This window comes from Peribacillus sp. NPDC096448 (assembly GCF_044762675.1).
Taxonomy (GTDB): Bacteria; Bacillota; Bacilli; order Bacillales; family DSM-1321; genus Peribacillus; species Peribacillus frigoritolerans_B.
Genome location: NZ_JBIWEU010000006.1, coordinates 25402 through 40351, shown reverse-complemented (window position 1 = coordinate 40351; position 14950 = coordinate 25402). Strand labels below are relative to the sequence as shown.

At 43.3% G+C, this 14950-nt stretch carries 16 protein-coding genes and 1 tRNA gene; 1 reads left to right on the top strand and 16 read right to left on the bottom strand.

Annotated elements, in window-relative coordinates; genetic code table 11:
• Positions 1-35: 35 nt before the first annotated feature.
• From ACIQ0C_RS11970 to ACIQ0C_RS11960, 3 genes are all read right to left on the bottom strand, one after another.
• Entirely contained in the window at positions 36-278 is a 243-nt protein-coding gene (locus tag ACIQ0C_RS11970; protein ID WP_402835936.1) for a glutaredoxin family protein, read from the bottom strand.
• Positions 279-293: 15 nt separating this feature from the next.
• Entirely contained in the window at positions 294-1634 is a 1341-nt protein-coding gene (gene rpoN, locus ACIQ0C_RS11965) for an RNA polymerase factor sigma-54 (RefSeq protein ID WP_403060088.1), read from the bottom strand.
• A gap of 317 nt (positions 1635-1951) precedes the next feature.
• Positions 1952-2023: transfer RNA gene (locus tag ACIQ0C_RS11960), tRNA-Arg, on the bottom strand.
• A gap of 288 nt (positions 2024-2311) precedes the next feature.
• Here ACIQ0C_RS11960 and clpP point away from each other — a divergent pair.
• Positions 2312-2920: an ATP-dependent Clp endopeptidase proteolytic subunit ClpP gene (gene clpP / locus ACIQ0C_RS11955; protein ID WP_063233960.1), complete on the top strand. Its 609-nt coding sequence runs from the start codon at positions 2312-2314 to the stop codon at positions 2918-2920.
• A gap of 93 nt (positions 2921-3013) precedes the next feature.
• On the opposite strand, the gene ACIQ0C_RS11950 is transcribed toward clpP, so the two are convergent.
• The 13 genes from ACIQ0C_RS11950 to hisD all read right to left on the bottom strand — a co-directional run bounded on the left by ACIQ0C_RS11950 (position 3014) and on the right by hisD (position 14926).
• Positions 3014-3271 (bottom strand): HPr family phosphocarrier protein, encoded by a 258-nt coding sequence (locus ACIQ0C_RS11950; protein WP_048688029.1) that lies wholly within the window; start codon positions 3269-3271, stop codon positions 3014-3016.
• Positions 3272-3291: 20 nt separating this feature from the next.
• Complete coding sequence (gene whiA / locus ACIQ0C_RS11945) at positions 3292-4245, bottom strand: DNA-binding protein WhiA (RefSeq protein WP_034309971.1); 954 nt, start codon at positions 4243-4245, stop codon at positions 3292-3294.
• Positions 4246-4312: 67 nt separating this feature from the next.
• On the bottom strand, positions 4313-5299 hold the full coding sequence (locus ACIQ0C_RS11940; RefSeq protein ID WP_403060085.1) for a gluconeogenesis factor YvcK family protein: 987 nt from the start codon (positions 5297-5299) through the stop codon (positions 4313-4315).
• Complete coding sequence (rapZ, locus tag ACIQ0C_RS11935) at positions 5289-6188, bottom strand: RNase adapter RapZ (RefSeq protein ID WP_403060082.1); 900 nt, start codon at positions 6186-6188, stop codon at positions 5289-5291. Before rapZ ends, ACIQ0C_RS11940 begins: the two co-directional genes overlap by 11 nt.
• A gap of 45 nt (positions 6189-6233) precedes the next feature.
• Complete coding sequence (locus ACIQ0C_RS11930; protein WP_034309963.1) at positions 6234-6692, bottom strand: NUDIX hydrolase; 459 nt, start codon at positions 6690-6692, stop codon at positions 6234-6236.
• A 560-nt stretch (positions 6693-7252) separates the two neighbouring features.
• Complete coding sequence (gene trxB / locus ACIQ0C_RS11925; RefSeq protein WP_403060079.1) at positions 7253-8200, bottom strand: thioredoxin-disulfide reductase; 948 nt, start codon at positions 8198-8200, stop codon at positions 7253-7255.
• Between the two features lie 103 nt (positions 8201-8303).
• The gene (locus ACIQ0C_RS11920; protein ID WP_403060076.1) at positions 8304-9806 is read right to left on the bottom strand and encodes a tetratricopeptide repeat protein; all 1503 of its coding nucleotides are present in this window, start codon (positions 9804-9806) and stop codon (positions 8304-8306) included.
• A gap of 376 nt (positions 9807-10182) precedes the next feature.
• The gene (hisIE, locus tag ACIQ0C_RS11915) at positions 10183-10839 is read right to left on the bottom strand and encodes a bifunctional phosphoribosyl-AMP cyclohydrolase/phosphoribosyl-ATP diphosphatase HisIE (RefSeq protein WP_402835924.1); all 657 of its coding nucleotides are present in this window, start codon (positions 10837-10839) and stop codon (positions 10183-10185) included.
• A complete protein-coding gene (gene hisF, locus ACIQ0C_RS11910; RefSeq protein ID WP_403060073.1) occupies positions 10836-11594 on the bottom strand; it encodes an imidazole glycerol phosphate synthase subunit HisF in 759 nt (252 codons plus the stop codon). The genes hisIE and hisF overlap by 4 nt, the downstream gene beginning before the upstream one ends.
• On the bottom strand, positions 11595-12329 hold the full coding sequence (gene hisA / locus ACIQ0C_RS11905; protein WP_403060070.1) for a 1-(5-phosphoribosyl)-5-[(5-phosphoribosylamino)methylideneamino]imidazole-4-carboxamide isomerase: 735 nt from the start codon (positions 12327-12329) through the stop codon (positions 11595-11597).
• Complete coding sequence (gene hisH, locus ACIQ0C_RS11900; protein ID WP_403060067.1) at positions 12326-12958, bottom strand: imidazole glycerol phosphate synthase subunit HisH; 633 nt, start codon at positions 12956-12958, stop codon at positions 12326-12328. Before hisH ends, hisA begins: the two co-directional genes overlap by 4 nt.
• Complete coding sequence (hisB, locus tag ACIQ0C_RS11895; RefSeq protein WP_063233950.1) at positions 12959-13546, bottom strand: imidazoleglycerol-phosphate dehydratase HisB; 588 nt, start codon at positions 13544-13546, stop codon at positions 12959-12961. It abuts the gene before it with no gap.
• 81 nt (positions 13547-13627) lie between these two features.
• Positions 13628-14926: a histidinol dehydrogenase gene (gene hisD / locus ACIQ0C_RS11890; RefSeq protein WP_403060064.1), complete on the bottom strand. Its 1299-nt coding sequence runs from the start codon at positions 14924-14926 to the stop codon at positions 13628-13630.
• Between the last annotated feature and the right edge of the window lie 24 nt (positions 14927-14950).

The window sequence follows — 14950 nt, the reverse complement described above, 5'->3', positions numbered from 1 at the left end:
CAGGAACGGAATGTTTCTTCAAATGATTTGAAAAATTATTTTTCCAAAAGCCTATTTAGAGCTGATTTATCAACATTTCCGAATTGAACGACATCATCTTTCCATTCTACGACTGGAATCATCAGCCCGAATTTCTCAAGCAAATCATCATCGGTATGGATATCGATTTCCTTATAGCCTATGCCTGACTCCAGTTTCACTTCTTCAAGTACCTGCTTGGCTTTATCGCATAAAGGGCATTTATCCCTACTATATAAAACAAACGCATTCGATTCCAAAACCACTCATCCTTTTCAATCATATCTTTTTCGTTTAGATGAAGAAGGGATCCCTAATTGTTCCCTGTACTTGGCAACGGTTCGGCGTGCCAGGATAATTCCATGCTCCTCTTTCAGCCGTTCTACCAGGTCTTGATCCGAAAGCGGCTTTTGTTTATTTTCCCCATTGATGGCTGCCTGCAGGCTCTTTTTTGCTTGCATGCCCGACATATCCTCATCAAGGCCGACCGACTGTAAAGAAGTAGTGAAAAATATCCGCATCTCTATCGTGCCAAATGGTGTCTGTACGTATTTCCCCTTAACCGCCCGGCTTACTGTGGACTCATGTATACCAAGTTCGTCTGCGATTTCTTTCATCGTCATCGGCTTCAAATAGTTCAGGCCATGATGAAAGCACGCAGGCTGTTTTTCGACGATGCACTGCATAACCTTCAATATAGTTTCTTTTCTCTGTTGGATTCCTCTGGAGATCCATTGGTATTCCTGCCACTTATCCTGGATAAACCGCTGAACTCCCTGATCCTTATGGCTCTTCATTCGGTTTAAATACCCTTTATCCACATTAAGATTGGGTGTGTTACCATCATAATTCCCGACAAGCAGCATGCCATCCCGAACTTCCACGACCACATCCGGCACTATATAAGAAGGTTTTTCCTGAAAAAAGAGTGAAGCCGGTCGCGGGTTCAACGTCTGGACATAATCAAAGACTTCTTGAATCTCCTTCAGTGTAACACCAATTTTCTTACTTAGGTCTTTCCAGCGCTTTTCAGCAAAATCGAGGAAATGGTTTTCTATGATCGATTCTGCCAGCAGATTCTCCCCTTCTGCTTTCACCTGAAGCAAAAGGCACTCTTGAAGGTTCCTCGCTCCAATTCCATGCGGCTCGAGTTCCTGTAAAATCGAGAGACTCTCTTCCAAAATGGCCGGAGATATGCCTGGGATGCATATATCATCCAGCTGAGTCCTTAAGTAACCGTTTTCATCAAGGTTATGAATTAATAGCAGCATTGCCTTCTGCCGCTCCCCGGAAAACTGCTGGTGATTCACCTGGGACATGATATGCTGTTCAAGCGATATAGTATCTTCACTGATCTGTTCAATCCAATAGTTGGCATCATACGTATTTTTAAGAGTCCGTTTACCCTTTTTCCCCCGGTCAAAAGTTGGCTGAAATAAAGAAGATGTTGGCTGATCTATGGACAGTAATGGATTCTCCACCATTTTATTTTCTAAAAAAGCCGATAGCTCCTGCGAGGAGTATTGCAGCAATGTAATAGCTTGCATAAGCTCCTGAGTCATTGCCATCTTTAATGTTTGCTGTTGAAAAAGTCCTGCTTTCATATTCATACTCATCGATTCATCCCTCCCCCACTCCATTTTACATTATCAGGAGAAAATTCTACACAAAAACCCATGAAAACGCTTACGATTTTTTTCTGAATAGTTTATTTGTTTTAAATACTATATGTTAGAAATGCAAATTTAACAACTACTTTTATTGAAAAATCACCATTTTTCAATAGTGTGGGCGAATATTTTCAAGACAGGGCCGACATTACAGGATTCGATGGAATATTACGGAAAACGAGCAAATTCATCAAAAATCTTAGGGACTTTCCTAAAAATGACCAATAAAAAATCCCCCGCTTTATTAAGCAGAAGATTGGTAATGCCCTCGGCAGGAATCGAACCTGCATTTCAAGCTTCGGAGGCTTGCGTTCTATCCGTTGCACTACGAGGGCGTAATAGAAAATATTTTTTCAACAGACTTCATTATATGATAGAATCCCCTCCTTTGCAAGGGTTATCAGGTTTAAAACTTTATCATTTGGGTATTATGGGTAATGTGGAAATTCATCCCTGTGCGGCATAATATATAAAATAATCTATCAGGAAGGAGCTTTGCCAGAAAATTGTCGAACAAATTATCCATAATAGGGTTTGTTTTGTTTGACCTAAATTGACCAAAAAGTGTATCATACATACATAAAGAATTTAAATGATTCTCTTAATCGAAGGAGGAAATGAACATGAATTTAATTCCTACAGTTATCGAACAAACAAGTCGTGGGGAGCGTGCCTACGATATTTACTCCCGTTTATTAAAAGACCGGATCATTATGCTAGGAAGTGCAATTGACGATAATGTTTCCAACTCCATTGTTGCTCAATTACTATTTTTAGAAGCGGAAAACCCTGAAAAAGATATCACTCTATACATCAACAGCCCTGGCGGAAGCATCACTTCCGGTATGGCCATTTACGATACTATGCAATATATCAAACCTAATGTATCGACAGTTTGCATCGGTATGGCCGCTTCCATGGGTGCTTTCCTATTGGCCGCTGGCGAAAAAGGTAAACGTTATGCGTTGCCAAACAGTGAAGTCATGATTCACCAGCCACTTGGAGGAGCTCAAGGTCAAGCTACGGAAATTGAAATTGCTGCCCGCCGTATCCTTCACTTGAAAGATAAGCTGAACCAAATCTTGGCAGAGCGTACTGGACAACCTATTGAAGTCCTTCAAAGAGATACGGAACGTGATAACTTCATGACTTCCGAAAGAGCTCTTGAATATGGCTTGATTGACAAAGTCATCACGCGCAGCATCCTTGATGATAAAAAAGACTCTAAATAATCATGAACAAAAGGCTCCGGAGATCGCCTTAAGCGATTTCCGGAGCCTTTTTAACTATAAAAGAAAAGGATGCACTTTTAGGCATCCCCTTTTTTAACCCTCTTGCTGAACGAACTCTTCCAATGCCTCTAACGCTTCTTTTTCATCGCGTCCTTCAACGATTAACTTCACGGACACGCCAGAACTGATGGCAAGGCTCATTAACCCCATTATACTTTTTGCATTCACTTTCTTTCCTTCTTTTTCAAGAAAAACATCTGAATGAAAGCGGTTAGCTTCTTGTACAAAAAGAGCCGCCGGCCGAGCTTGCAAACCCGTTTTCAATTTTACCTCAACTTGTTTTTCCACCATCTTGATCTCCCCTGTTAGCTTTATTTTTTCGCAGCAATAGCCTCTCCCCCACGGAGCCTGTCAGCTATTTCATCAATCTTTCGCAATCGGTGATTAATCCCGGACTTACTGATGGTTCCCCCGGATACCATTTCCCCAAGTTCCTTTAAGGTTATATCCTGAAACGCTATCCTAAGCTCCGCAATTTCCCGAAGCTTATCCGGTAAAATGCTTAGTCCTACCGTATCCTCGATATAATGGATATTTTCAACCTGGCGCAATGATGCACCGATCGTTTTGTTCAAATTGGCTGTTTCACAATTCACAAGCCGATTCACTGAATTACGCATATCACGGACAATCCGTACATCCTCGAACCTTAATAAAGCTGAATGGGCGCCAACTATACTTAAAAACTCGGCAATCTTTTCGGCTTCTTTCAAATAAATGATGTACCCTTTCTTGCGCTCAAGCGTCTTGGCCTTCAAGCCAAACTTATTCATTAGCTCACAAAGGGCATCATTGTGCTCTTTATACAGTGAGAAAATCTCAAGGTGATAGGAGGACGTTTCCGGATTGTTTACCGACCCCCCCGCAAGAAATGCACCTCTAAGGTAAGAACGCTTACAGCATTTCTTCCCAACAATAGTATCGGATATATCATGGAGAATTTCAAAGCCATCGCCTAAAATTTCCAAATCGGTTAAAACCCGCTGCCCTCCGGATGACATCCTGACAATATATACATTGTTCTTTTTAAGCTTCATCTTTTTACGGACCAATAGCTCGACCTGGACCTCATAACTTTTTTTCAGCAGCGTATAAATCCTTCTGGCTATCGCAGCATTCTCAGTTTGAATATCCACAACAAGCTTCCGATTAGAAAATGAAAGGGATCCGTTCATCCGGATAAGCGCACACAATTCTGCTTTACCGCAGCAATCCTTTCCCTCTAATGTAGTAAGCTCTTTTTTTGTTTCTGAAGCAAAAGACATCCATTTCACCCCCAATCGAACGCAGGTAATCTATTTTTATCAATCAAAAAACCGCCCCCGTTTATATCTACGGTACTATGTGGCTTTTTGTTTCATTTACAAGCATATTATAAAGCAAATCCGCCACTTTTTTCGTGTCATGGCGTATTACATTCCCTTCATAGCTGAAAATGCGTTCTTGTATGATTTCAAGACCCATCATTTTTAAACTTTCCACATCATACATGACCGGTTTGGCATATTCAGCTTGATAGCGTTGCTGAATCTCGGTTGGTATTTCCTCATTATTAACAAGTATCCTGTCAATATATGCATTCCCCATATGGTCATATATCGCTTTTATATGATCACTCGCGCTATAATCCAGAGTCTCGCCGGCTTGTGTCATCAAATTGCAAATGTACACCTTCTTCGCCTTGGAACGGGCAACCTCTTCTCCTAAACCAGGGACAAGTAAGTTAGGCAGAATGCTAGTATATAGGCTTCCTGGACCTATGACTATAAGATCTGCCTGCTTGATTTCCTGGAGGGTTTCACTAAGCGGCTTTATACGATAAGGAGACAGAAATACTTTTTTTATTTTCTTTCCTGAGAAGGGAATCTTGGATTCTCCTGTAACGATCGTTCCGTCATCCATCTCTGCATGGAGAACCACACTTTGGTTGGCAGCCGGAAGCACTTTACCGCGGACATTAAGAAATTTACTCATTTCCTGGATCGCATGGACGAAATCCCCGGTCAACGAAGTCATTGCCGCCAGTATCAAATTCCCCAGCGAATGCCCGGACAACTCATTTTTGCTCTGAAAGCGATGTTGAAACATTTGTTCAACAAGGGGCTCTACATCCGATAACGCAGCCAGCACGTTACGAATATCACCCGGAGCGGGAATATCCATATCCTCGCGAAGGCGGCCTGAACTGCCACCATCATCAGCTACCGTTACGATTGCCGTTATATCCACCGGATGCTTCTTTAACCCTCTCAACAAAACAGGAAGGCCGGTTCCCCCTCCGATGATCACAACCTTAGGTTGTTTCTTTTTATCTAACATCTGCTTTCCCCTTACTTTTTTCGATATCGCGATGTGATACTTGAACCCTGTAATCCTTCTTAAAGTGGTTTGAAATATACTCCGTCAATGCTACAGAACGGTGCTGACCACCTGTACACCCAATCGCAACAACAAGCTGTGCTTTCCCTTCACGTTTATAATATGGAAGCATGAAAGCGAGCAAATCGGTCACTTTTTCCAAGAATTTTTGCGTCTCACTCCATTTTAAAACGTAACTCGACACTTCCTGTTCCAAGCCAGTCCTTGGCCTCATATGGTCAATATAATATGGATTTGGCAGGAACCGCACATCAAACACAAGGTCCGCATCTATGGGCAAACCATGCTTGAACCCGAACGACATGACATTGACTGTAAAACCGACACTTTTATCGGCAGAAAACTCCGAAGCGATTTTCTCCCTCAATTCGCGCGGTTTCAGTTGGGAAGTATTAAAGATCAACTGGGCCCTTCCCTTCAATTCGTCCAAAAGTTCCCGTTCCATTTTAATGCCTTCCAATGGCCGGCCTAATGGAGCAAGTGGGTGGGTCCTTCTCGTTTCCTTATATCTGCGTACCAAGGAATTATCATCAGCTTCAAGAAAAAGGATTCTTGGTGATACTGCAGCTGTATCCGTTAAATTATCCAGTGCAAGAAATAAGGAATCAAAAAATTCCCTTCCCCTTAAATCCATGACAAGAGCCACTTTATTCATCTTATTCCCGGAGTCCTTCATTAACTCCAAAAACTTTGGCAATAACGTGGGCGGCAAATTATCGACGCAAAAAAAGCCGAGGTCTTCAAAACTTTGAACCGCCACTGTCTTACCTGCTCCGGACATTCCGGTAATGATGACCAATTGCGTTTCACTTATCTGCCCTGTACTCATAGTTTCTCCGCCCCCATGTATAGCAATCTTTTTTATATCTAATAATTAACCTGGATCCAAACGGTAAGAAAGCAGCTTAAACTCAGGTGTATAAGTAAAGGTTCCATAGATGATCCCACTTCCATGAACCATATAATCCAGGATGTGAAAATCACCTTCAGCCATCATCAGCTTTTTAACATCTTCTACCGGATGCCAGCTAAGTTCCCCTTCTTCACAAACATCGACATTTACACCATCGGAATCCGTTGCAAAGAAAGTGAACATCATCCATTCTGATAAAACTTTATCCCCGTCCTTCATGATGAAGGTGAAAATACCTTTGATTGAAGGGTTTTTTAAATAAACGCCCGTTTCTTCGCGATATTCCCTAATACAAGCATCGCGTACAGATTCCCCAGGTTCCATCTTGCCGCCTGGAGCTACCCACCATCCGCGTCTAGGCTTTTTCAATAAGAGGATTTGATTATCTCTGATCAATACACAGTTTGTGACACGTTGCACGTTCTTCACCTCGATTGGCTCTGCTCGACTATAAAAAACCTTCACCCCCCGTTTTGAAGAGATTCAGTTTATATCCTTAAACCGCCGCTAGATATCCATTTGGCGATTTATAAATGCTAATAGTTCAAACAAGTTGTATTTTTCATATTATTACCATCATGAAAGATATATATATGTTTAGTATATCTTATCATTATACTATTTTTAAAATGAGCTAACAATAAAGTAAACTTCCTGCATTGGGGTAATCTTCATTTGCAAGGAGCCACATAAAGTAAGCCTTTATCCTGCTTAACTCCTATTCTTCTCCACTTTCGCTGCCTAAATGCAAAGGAACGACTTACTTCACATTAAAAACCGCTCGGGAACATCCTAAAAATTGGAACTAAAGATATAGTCTCAAAGCATGAAAACCAAAAAAAAGACACAGAAACTTAATCTGTGTCCTTAAACGTTTATAATTAAAGGGGGTCAACTTCTACCCATACTATACCCAATCATTATTTCATGCGTGTTACAACATCGTTAAAACGGAATTACGATTGTATATTCTTGTGATATCAAGCCTTTGGCTGCAATTTTTCCTGAAGTTCCTCAACAAAATGCTGAGCTGATTGAGCGGCAATGCTTCCATCGCCTGTAGCTGTAACGATTTGGCGCAATGTTTTTTCACGGACGTCACCTGCAGCAAAAATACCAGGTACGCGTGTTTCCATCCGATCATTCGTTTCAATATAGCCTGTGGAATTCAAGATGCCCAAGTTTTCAAATGGTTTAGTCAGCGGAAGCATTCCGATATAAATGAATACACCGTCTGCGTCCATCACTGTCTCTTCTCCGTTTTCTGTGGAAACTAGTGTGACACCGCCGACTTTTCCGCCTTTTTCATTGATTTCCTTCAAAGTGTGATTCCAGATGAAGTTAATTTTCTCATTGGCAAATGCACGATCTTGAAGAATCTTTTGAGCACGAAGTTCGTCACGTCTGTGAACGATCGTCACTTTTGAAGCAAAGCGGGTTAAGTACACACCCTCTTCTACAGCAGAGTCTCCGCCGCCGATAACGAACAATTCTTTTTGCTTGAAGAATGCACCGTCACAAACTGCACAATACGAAACACCGCGGCCGCCCAATTCTTTTTCGCCAGGAACGCCGATTTTCTTGTATTCGGCACCAGATGAAATGATGATTGAACGTGCTTTGAATTCCTTTGTACCGGCTTTGATCGTTTTATACTCTTCACCGTCAATGATTTCCTTAACATCGCCATAGGCATACTCCGCACCGAATTTCTTTGCATGGTCAAACATTTTTGTTGAAAGTTCAGGTCCGAGTATAGTGTCGAATCCAGGATAATTTTCAACTTCTTCCGTATTGGCCATTTGCCCGCCCGGTACCCCGCGTTCTAACATCAATGTTGAAAGGTTCGCACGTGATGTATAGACAGCCGCCGTCATCCCTGCAGGACCAGCTCCAATAATAACAACGTCATAAATTTTTTCAGACATGTTTTCACTCCTCCATATTCCATTACAAATGGAACCTTCACTACGGTTAGTGTTCCCTACCTATTATCCTATATAACAAATAATTTTTCGTCCAAATATCTGCTCATCCGAGTAAGTTTTGAACCAACTTTACGTACTTCGATAAGGTGGACACCGATATGAAATGTTTGTCTGCGATTGCCTGTTTGCTCGCCTTCTCATTTTTAAGCTGAATCCACACGTACTCCACCGCAGATGCCCAGCCTGCTGGATTATTTAGCTTCTGCCCGGATTTCACCGCTTCGATGAAAACGGAAAACCACATTAAATAGAGCCCGGCTTCATTTAATTGTATCGGTTGGAAATGCTGATATAATAACTCCGCTGTACGATCGGCAAAATCAATCGGTGTTAATTGGCGATCTTTAGCAGGAACTTGAACAAGTTCGGCATAATCACGTTCCAAATCAGTGAAATTCTGATTTAGGTTGAGAACCTGGTTTTTCAATAGCTTCTGTTTATGAACCGAATGTTTCAGAAGGAAAATGGCAAACAGCCTTTCTTCGATGAATTCACTTTCCAGCCTTTTTATAATAGAAGGAAAATGATGTTCAAAACTATCTGAAGTTGCGTTCATATCTCCCCAAGGCTCCATGCCTTCCTTTTCCGGGTTCATTTCCACGACCTTTTTCCATGCCTTTTTGGCAGCCTGTTCATGGCCTAAGTGGTAAGCGGAAATGGTAAGCCAATAATAGAAGGTTCCATCTCCTTCGAACCCTTGCTTTTGGAGTCCTTTCAGCCATTTATATGCAGAAGCATAATTTCCGATCAAAGCGAAGGTCGCTCCAAGCTTGAAACGATGTTCGGATAGCATCGGCCTAATTTTCTCCAGCATCTGTATGAGCTCTTCAACCTTTGCTTCATCCTGTTGATAATGATGGAAAACAACAAGGTTGCAAAGCGCATGCAGGTTTCCCGGACTTTTTTCCAGTACCTCATCAAGTGTTTCAAAAGCTTCATTTACTTGACCAAGATAGAAATAGGCAAGTGCCAGGTTATTATAAGCGGACCAGTAATCTTCGTACTCGGCAATCGTTTCTTTCAGCACTTCGATTGCCTTCGGGAAATTTCCTGATTCCAGGTACTCACGAGCTTGTTCCTGTTTGGTAATGAGCCCATCATGCTTGAAGGGGTTTTCTTCTGACTCATCCGACTCAAAAGTTATCAGTTCAAGCAGATCCTCTGCGTCATCGCTGAACTCCCCGTCTTCTTCTTTATCAAGATAAGCACTGGCGTGACGATAAGCCTCCTTGAACATGCCTAAGTGGGCATAATTATTCGCCAGGAAGTAATGACATTCAGACATATAGGGATCCATCACATCCAAGATGTTTTCCAAAAGGTTGTTTGAATAATTATATTCACCGATTTCCGAGCAAGTGATTGCCAATTGACAAGCTATCATCGGTTCAGCAGGTTCAAGTTCCAGCGCACGTTCCAGGTATTTCTTTGATTTAGGTAATTCCCGTCTATGATAAGCTTTTAAACCCTTGGTGAAATAATACTCACCTGTTGGGTGAAAGGTTAGAATTTTTGCCTGTTGGCCAAATTTAGAGTCTTTACTCATGTAATCCTCCATCTACAAGTTGATTAACCATAGTATTATAACATATTGGAGAAAATTTGCCGAACAATTCAAGAAAATGGAAAACGGGGATCGCCATACTTTCTTCAAGAAAAAATTGAAGCATTTTCCTAGTCAAAAGGGGAGTCAAGATCGTTGATCGCAGTCGTGAATACACACAAAAGAGCCCTCCTATTGAAGGAGGGCACAAACTGAAGACAAACTCGATGAAAATCCAGTTTGTCTTCAGTTTTTTTAAGGTTTGTACAATTTGAACGTCGCCTCCAGGCACTCGCTCCAATCAACTTTGTTTTAAAATTTAGATAGAACCCCTTTTGTTTACAAACTGAGCTCCCCTATTAATGAAGGCACTCACCATTCATTCGGTTTCTTTCGGTTCGTCCTTATCGGCATGTCTAGCCTTCAATACATCAAGCACCGCTTGGAACGGCAACTCCTGCTCCTGAAGAAGAACGAATAAGTGATAGAGGAGATCTGCACTTTCCATCGAAAGTTCCTCTGCATCGCGGTTCTTTGCAGCAATGATCACTTCTGCCGCTTCTTCACCGACTTTTTTCAGGATCTTATCAACGCCCTTATCGAATAGGTAGGTAGTATATGAACCTTCAGGCATTTCCGATTTTCTTTTTTCAATCAATTTTTCCAATTCCGTCAAGAAAGTCACATTTGCCTTCACGTCTTGTCCGGCTTCACCGTTTTGGTAAATCGTTTCGCTAAAACAGCTTGTTGCCCCTGTATGGCACGCAGGACCTGCAGGAACGACCCGAACGACCAATGCATCTTGATCGCAGTCATACTTCATTTCGATGATTTTCTGGGTATTGCCGCTGGTTGCTCCTTTATGCCATAATTCATTGCGCGAACGGCTGAAGAAAACCGTTTCACCTTTTTCAATCGACAATTGCAGAGATTCTTGGTTCATGTAAGCAAGAGTCAGCACTTCGCCGGTTCCTGCATCTTGAATAATTGCCGGTATCAGGCCTTTTTCGTCGTATTTAATAGTTTCAAGATTCATCGTACAACCACTCCTTGTTGTTTGAGAAACGATTTAACTTCTTTGACGGATGTTTCTTTATAATGAAAAATCGATGCGGCTAATGCTGCGTCTGCTTTACCTTCTTGAAAGGCTACCTGGAAATGTTCAGCGTTGCCTGCCCCGCCTGAGGCGATGACCGGCACTGAAACGGCTTCAGATACCGCTTTTGTCAAAGCGATATTAAACCCTTGTTTCTCGCCGTCACAATCCATGCTTGTCAATAAAATTTCCCCAGCACCGCGGGATACGGCTTCCTTCGCCCACTCGATCACTTCCCATTCAGTCGGCTTCCGGCCGCCATGGGTATATACGCGCCATGACCCAAGCTCTTCATCATATCGGGCGTCTATGGCGACCACGATACATTGGGAACCAAAATAATCAGCACCTTCATTAATTAAATCAGGACGCAGGATGGCTGCGGTATTTAAGGATACTTTATCGGCACCAGCTCTTAGGATCTTCTTCATATCCGCCAATGAATTAATGCCGCCGCCCACCGTGAACGGGATTGCCAAGCTGCCCGCTACCGCTTGAACGACGTCGACGATCGTTTCCCTGCCTTCATGTGATGCGGAAATATCCAGGAAGACAAGTTCATCGGCACCTTCTTGGTCGTAAAAGGCTGCAAGTTCGACCGGATCTCCAGCATCCCTAAGGGAAACAAATTGTATGCCTTTGACTACGCGCCCATCTTTTACATCGAGACATGGAATAATTCGTTTAGTGAGCATTTAACCACGCACCTTTTCTAGTGCTTCTGCTACAGTAAAGCGGTTGGTATAAAGTGCCTTGCCAATGATTGCCCCTGCAATGCCTTGGGCTCCATGCTCCTTGAGAGTGATAAGGTCTTCGAGTGAACTAATGCCTCCCGAAGCGATCACGTCTTTACCAGTTGCCTTTGCCATGGCCAATATACCTTCCACATTCGGACCTGAAAGCATGCCATCCGTCGCGATATCAGTCACGATAAAGGTCTCGGCACCAGCATCGGCCAGTAATTTGCCAAGATCTATCGCAAGGGTTCCAGACGTTTGAAGCCAACCATGAGTGGCAACCCTGCCATCCTTCGCATCGATCCCGATTGCGATGTGGCTTCCATATTTCCTAATCATTTCTTTAGTGAAATCAGGGTCTGAAACGGCCGTGCTGCCTAGAATGACACGTTCCACTCCATTATCCAGATAATGGGCTATATCCCGTTCCGTACGGATGCCGCCGCCGATTTGAATGCGGGCGCCTAAATCACTTGCAGCTTTAATTACGTATGAATCATTGATTCTTACTCCCTCTTTAGCCCCGTCAAGGTCGACCATATGTATCCAATCGGCTCCTTGGTCCGCAAAGCTTTTAGCCATATCGAAGGGGGAATCGCCATAAACGGTTTCCTGATTGTAATCTCCCTGGATTAAGCGGACGCATTTGCCTCCGCGCATATCAATCGCCGGGTAAATAGTAAAGTTGCTCATGCTTCTTCCTTCCCTTCTACTAATGACAGATAATTTCCCAAAAGTGACATGCCCATATTCCCGCTTTTTTCCGGATGGAACTGCATGCCGAATACATTCCCTTTACCGACGATCGCCGGCACTTCCACATCATACGTCGCCGAAGCGGTAACGAATGATTCATCTGTATCGACGTAGTAAGAATGGACGAAATATACATGATCCGCTTCCAGCCCTTCATTCACTGGTGAAGCGTGTTTGAATTCAAGACGATTCCAGCCCATGTGCGGCACTTTATAAACCTGGTCATTCGCATCCACTCCCTTAAAACGAACGACTTTTCCCGGGATGAGGGATAATCCTTTTGCCGGCCCATTTTCCTCACTTTCATCAAAGAGAAGCTGCATGCCAAGGCAGATGCCTAATAGATAGCCCCCATCCGCTACATATTCCCTCAGGAATTCATCCAGCTTTTGTTTTTCCAAGAGACTCATGGCATCCCTGAAAGAGCCAACGCCGGGAAGTATGATCCCTTTCGACTTTGAAAGTTCTTTTGGGTCATCGGAAATGAATGAATCTGCACCAAGGCGCTCAAGTCCTTTACTAACAGAAAATAAATTCCCCATGCCATAATCGACGATCCCGATCATTTACAACATTCCTTTCGTCGAAGGGATGCCTTTGACACGTGGATCGATAGTCGTAGCTTCATCCAATGCACGTCCAAGCGCTTTGAATATTGCTTCGATCATATGATGTGTGTTGTGACCGTAATGAACGACTACATGAAGGTTCATCCTGGCTTCAAGAGCGAATTTCCAAAGAAACTCGTGCACCAGTTCAGTATCGAAAGTACCGACCTTTTGCGAAGGAAACTCAGCCCGGAACTCCAGATGCGGACGATTGCTTAAATCGATGACAACCTGGGCGAGTGCTTCATCCATAGGTACGAAAGCATTTCCGTAACGCTTAATCCCGCGCTTGTCTCCAAGGGCCTCCAATAATGTCTGACCCAAGCAAATGCCAATATCTTCAGTTGTATGGTGATCATCCACGTCTGTATCCCCGTTTGCATCTACTGTCAAATCAAACTTCCCGTGTTTTGTGAACAAATCGAGCATATGCGTCATAAACGGAACGCCGGTCTTAATGGAGGAATTACCTTCCCCATCCACACCAAACTTCAAACTTATTTCCGTTTCATTCGTTTTTCGCTCCACACTAGCAAAACGTTCCATTACAGCTCCTCCTCAACGGGGTAAGACCCCTTTTCCCAAGATGTAAAAGCATGTCAAAAATCTTTATATCACTGATTTCACTTATTTTAATAATTCAGGACCTTTTCCCGATTCATTCACACCACGTGATTCGATGGCACGGGCATGAGCCTCAAGTCCTTCCATTCTTGCAAATGCTGCGATTTTTTCTGCATTTTTCCGGAAGGCCGTTTCACTATACATGATGATGCTCGATTTCTTTTGGAAATCATCCACATTCAGCGGGCTGGAAAAACGGGCGGTTCCATTTGTAGGCAATACATGATTGGGGCCTGCGAAGTAATCCCCGACAGGCTCTGAACTAAAGCGGCCAATGAAGATTGCCCCGGCATGGCGGATTTTAGCCATGATTTCAAGTGCATCCTTGGTTACAATTTCCAAATGTTCCGGTGCAAGTTCATTAATCGCTTCAACAGCTTCTGCCATATTCCCGCATACAACGATTCTTCCATAATCCCTTATCGATGCTGCAGCAATATCATGGCGTGGAAGCAACGCCACCTGCTTGGTCACTTCTGCTGCCACATCTTCTGCAAGAGACATTGACGTCGCGACCAAAACACTGCAAGCCCGGGCATCATGCTCCGCCTGTGATAGCAAGTCTGCCGCAACTTCTGCAGCGATGGCTGTTTCGTCCGCCAATATCGCTATTTCACTTGGACCTGCTATCATATCAATTGCGACATCTCCGAATACTTCGCGCTTCGCTAGCGCCACATATATATTTCCCGGACCCACTATTTTATCCACTTTCTTAATTGTTTCCGTCCCATAAGCGAGGGCAGCTATGGCCTGAGCCCCGCCAACTTTATAGATTTCCTTAACTCCGGCAATTTTGGCAGCTGCCAAAACCGCTGGCGATAATTTCCCATCTTTTCCTGGAGGGGAAACCATAACGACCCGTTCCACCCCCGCGGCCTTCGCAGGTAATGCATTCATCAATACTGACGAAGGATAGGCTGCTGTGCCTCCAGGTACATAAACACCTACAGCATCAAGAGGTGTCAATTTTTGTCCTAGCATCGTTCCCGTATCATCAGTCGTAAACCATGAATTTCGAATTTGTTTCTCGTGAAACATTCGGATATTATTCGCAGCTTCTTGAATAATATCTATCTGCTCAGCAGTTAAGGCCGCTGTCGCTTCTTCCATTTCCTGTTCCGATACAAGCAATTCCCCTGGACTGACACCATCGAAACGTTCGGTATAGGCATGTAAAGCTGCGTTTCCACTTTTCCTGACATCATAAATAATATCCTGGACCGCTTTTCTTTGATCGGCAGTACCTGCTTCAACCGAGCGTTTCAGGGAAACCCCTTCAGCAAACCGTTCTATTTTCATACCTTCACCTCATTAGCGATTCTT

What these genes read in the sequence shown, in the direction of transcription:
- hisF (WP_403060073.1), bottom strand. Translation starts at nt 11,594, where the DNA reads ATGCTCACTAAACGAATTATTCCATGTCTCGATGTAAAAGATGGGCGC.
- hisH (WP_403060067.1), bottom strand. Translation starts at nt 12,958, where the DNA reads ATGATCGGGATCGTCGATTATGGCATGGGGAATTTATTTTCTGTTAGT.
- clpP (WP_063233960.1), top strand. Translation starts at nt 2,312, where the DNA reads ATGAATTTAATTCCTACAGTTATCGAACAAACAAGTCGTGGGGAGCGT.
- rpoN (WP_403060088.1), bottom strand. Translation starts at nt 1,634, where the DNA reads ATGAGTATGAATATGAAAGCAGGACTTTTTCAACAGCAAACATTAAAG.
- ACIQ0C_RS11940 (WP_403060085.1), bottom strand. Translation starts at nt 5,299, where the DNA reads ATGTTAGATAAAAAGAAACAACCTAAGGTTGTGATCATCGGAGGGGGA.
- ACIQ0C_RS11920 (WP_403060076.1), bottom strand. Translation starts at nt 9,806, where the DNA reads ATGAGTAAAGACTCTAAATTTGGCCAACAGGCAAAAATTCTAACCTTT.
- hisA (WP_403060070.1), bottom strand. Translation starts at nt 12,329, where the DNA reads ATGAGCAACTTTACTATTTACCCGGCGATTGATATGCGCGGAGGCAAA.
- hisIE (WP_402835924.1), bottom strand. Translation starts at nt 10,839, where the DNA reads ATGAATCTTGAAACTATTAAATACGACGAAAAAGGCCTGATACCGGCA.
- ACIQ0C_RS11950 (WP_048688029.1), bottom strand. Translation starts at nt 3,271, where the DNA reads ATGGTGGAAAAACAAGTTGAGGTAAAATTGAAAACGGGTTTGCAAGCT.
- trxB (WP_403060079.1), bottom strand. Translation starts at nt 8,200, where the DNA reads ATGTCTGAAAAAATTTATGACGTTGTTATTATTGGAGCTGGTCCTGCA.
- hisB (WP_063233950.1), bottom strand. Translation starts at nt 13,546, where the DNA reads ATGGAACGTTTTGCTAGTGTGGAGCGAAAAACGAATGAAACGGAAATA.
- whiA (WP_034309971.1), bottom strand. Translation starts at nt 4,245, where the DNA reads ATGTCTTTTGCTTCAGAAACAAAAAAAGAGCTTACTACATTAGAGGGA.
- rapZ (WP_403060082.1), bottom strand. Translation starts at nt 6,188, where the DNA reads ATGAGTACAGGGCAGATAAGTGAAACGCAATTGGTCATCATTACCGGA.
- hisD (WP_403060064.1), bottom strand. Translation starts at nt 14,926, where the DNA reads ATGAAAATAGAACGGTTTGCTGAAGGGGTTTCCCTGAAACGCTCGGTT.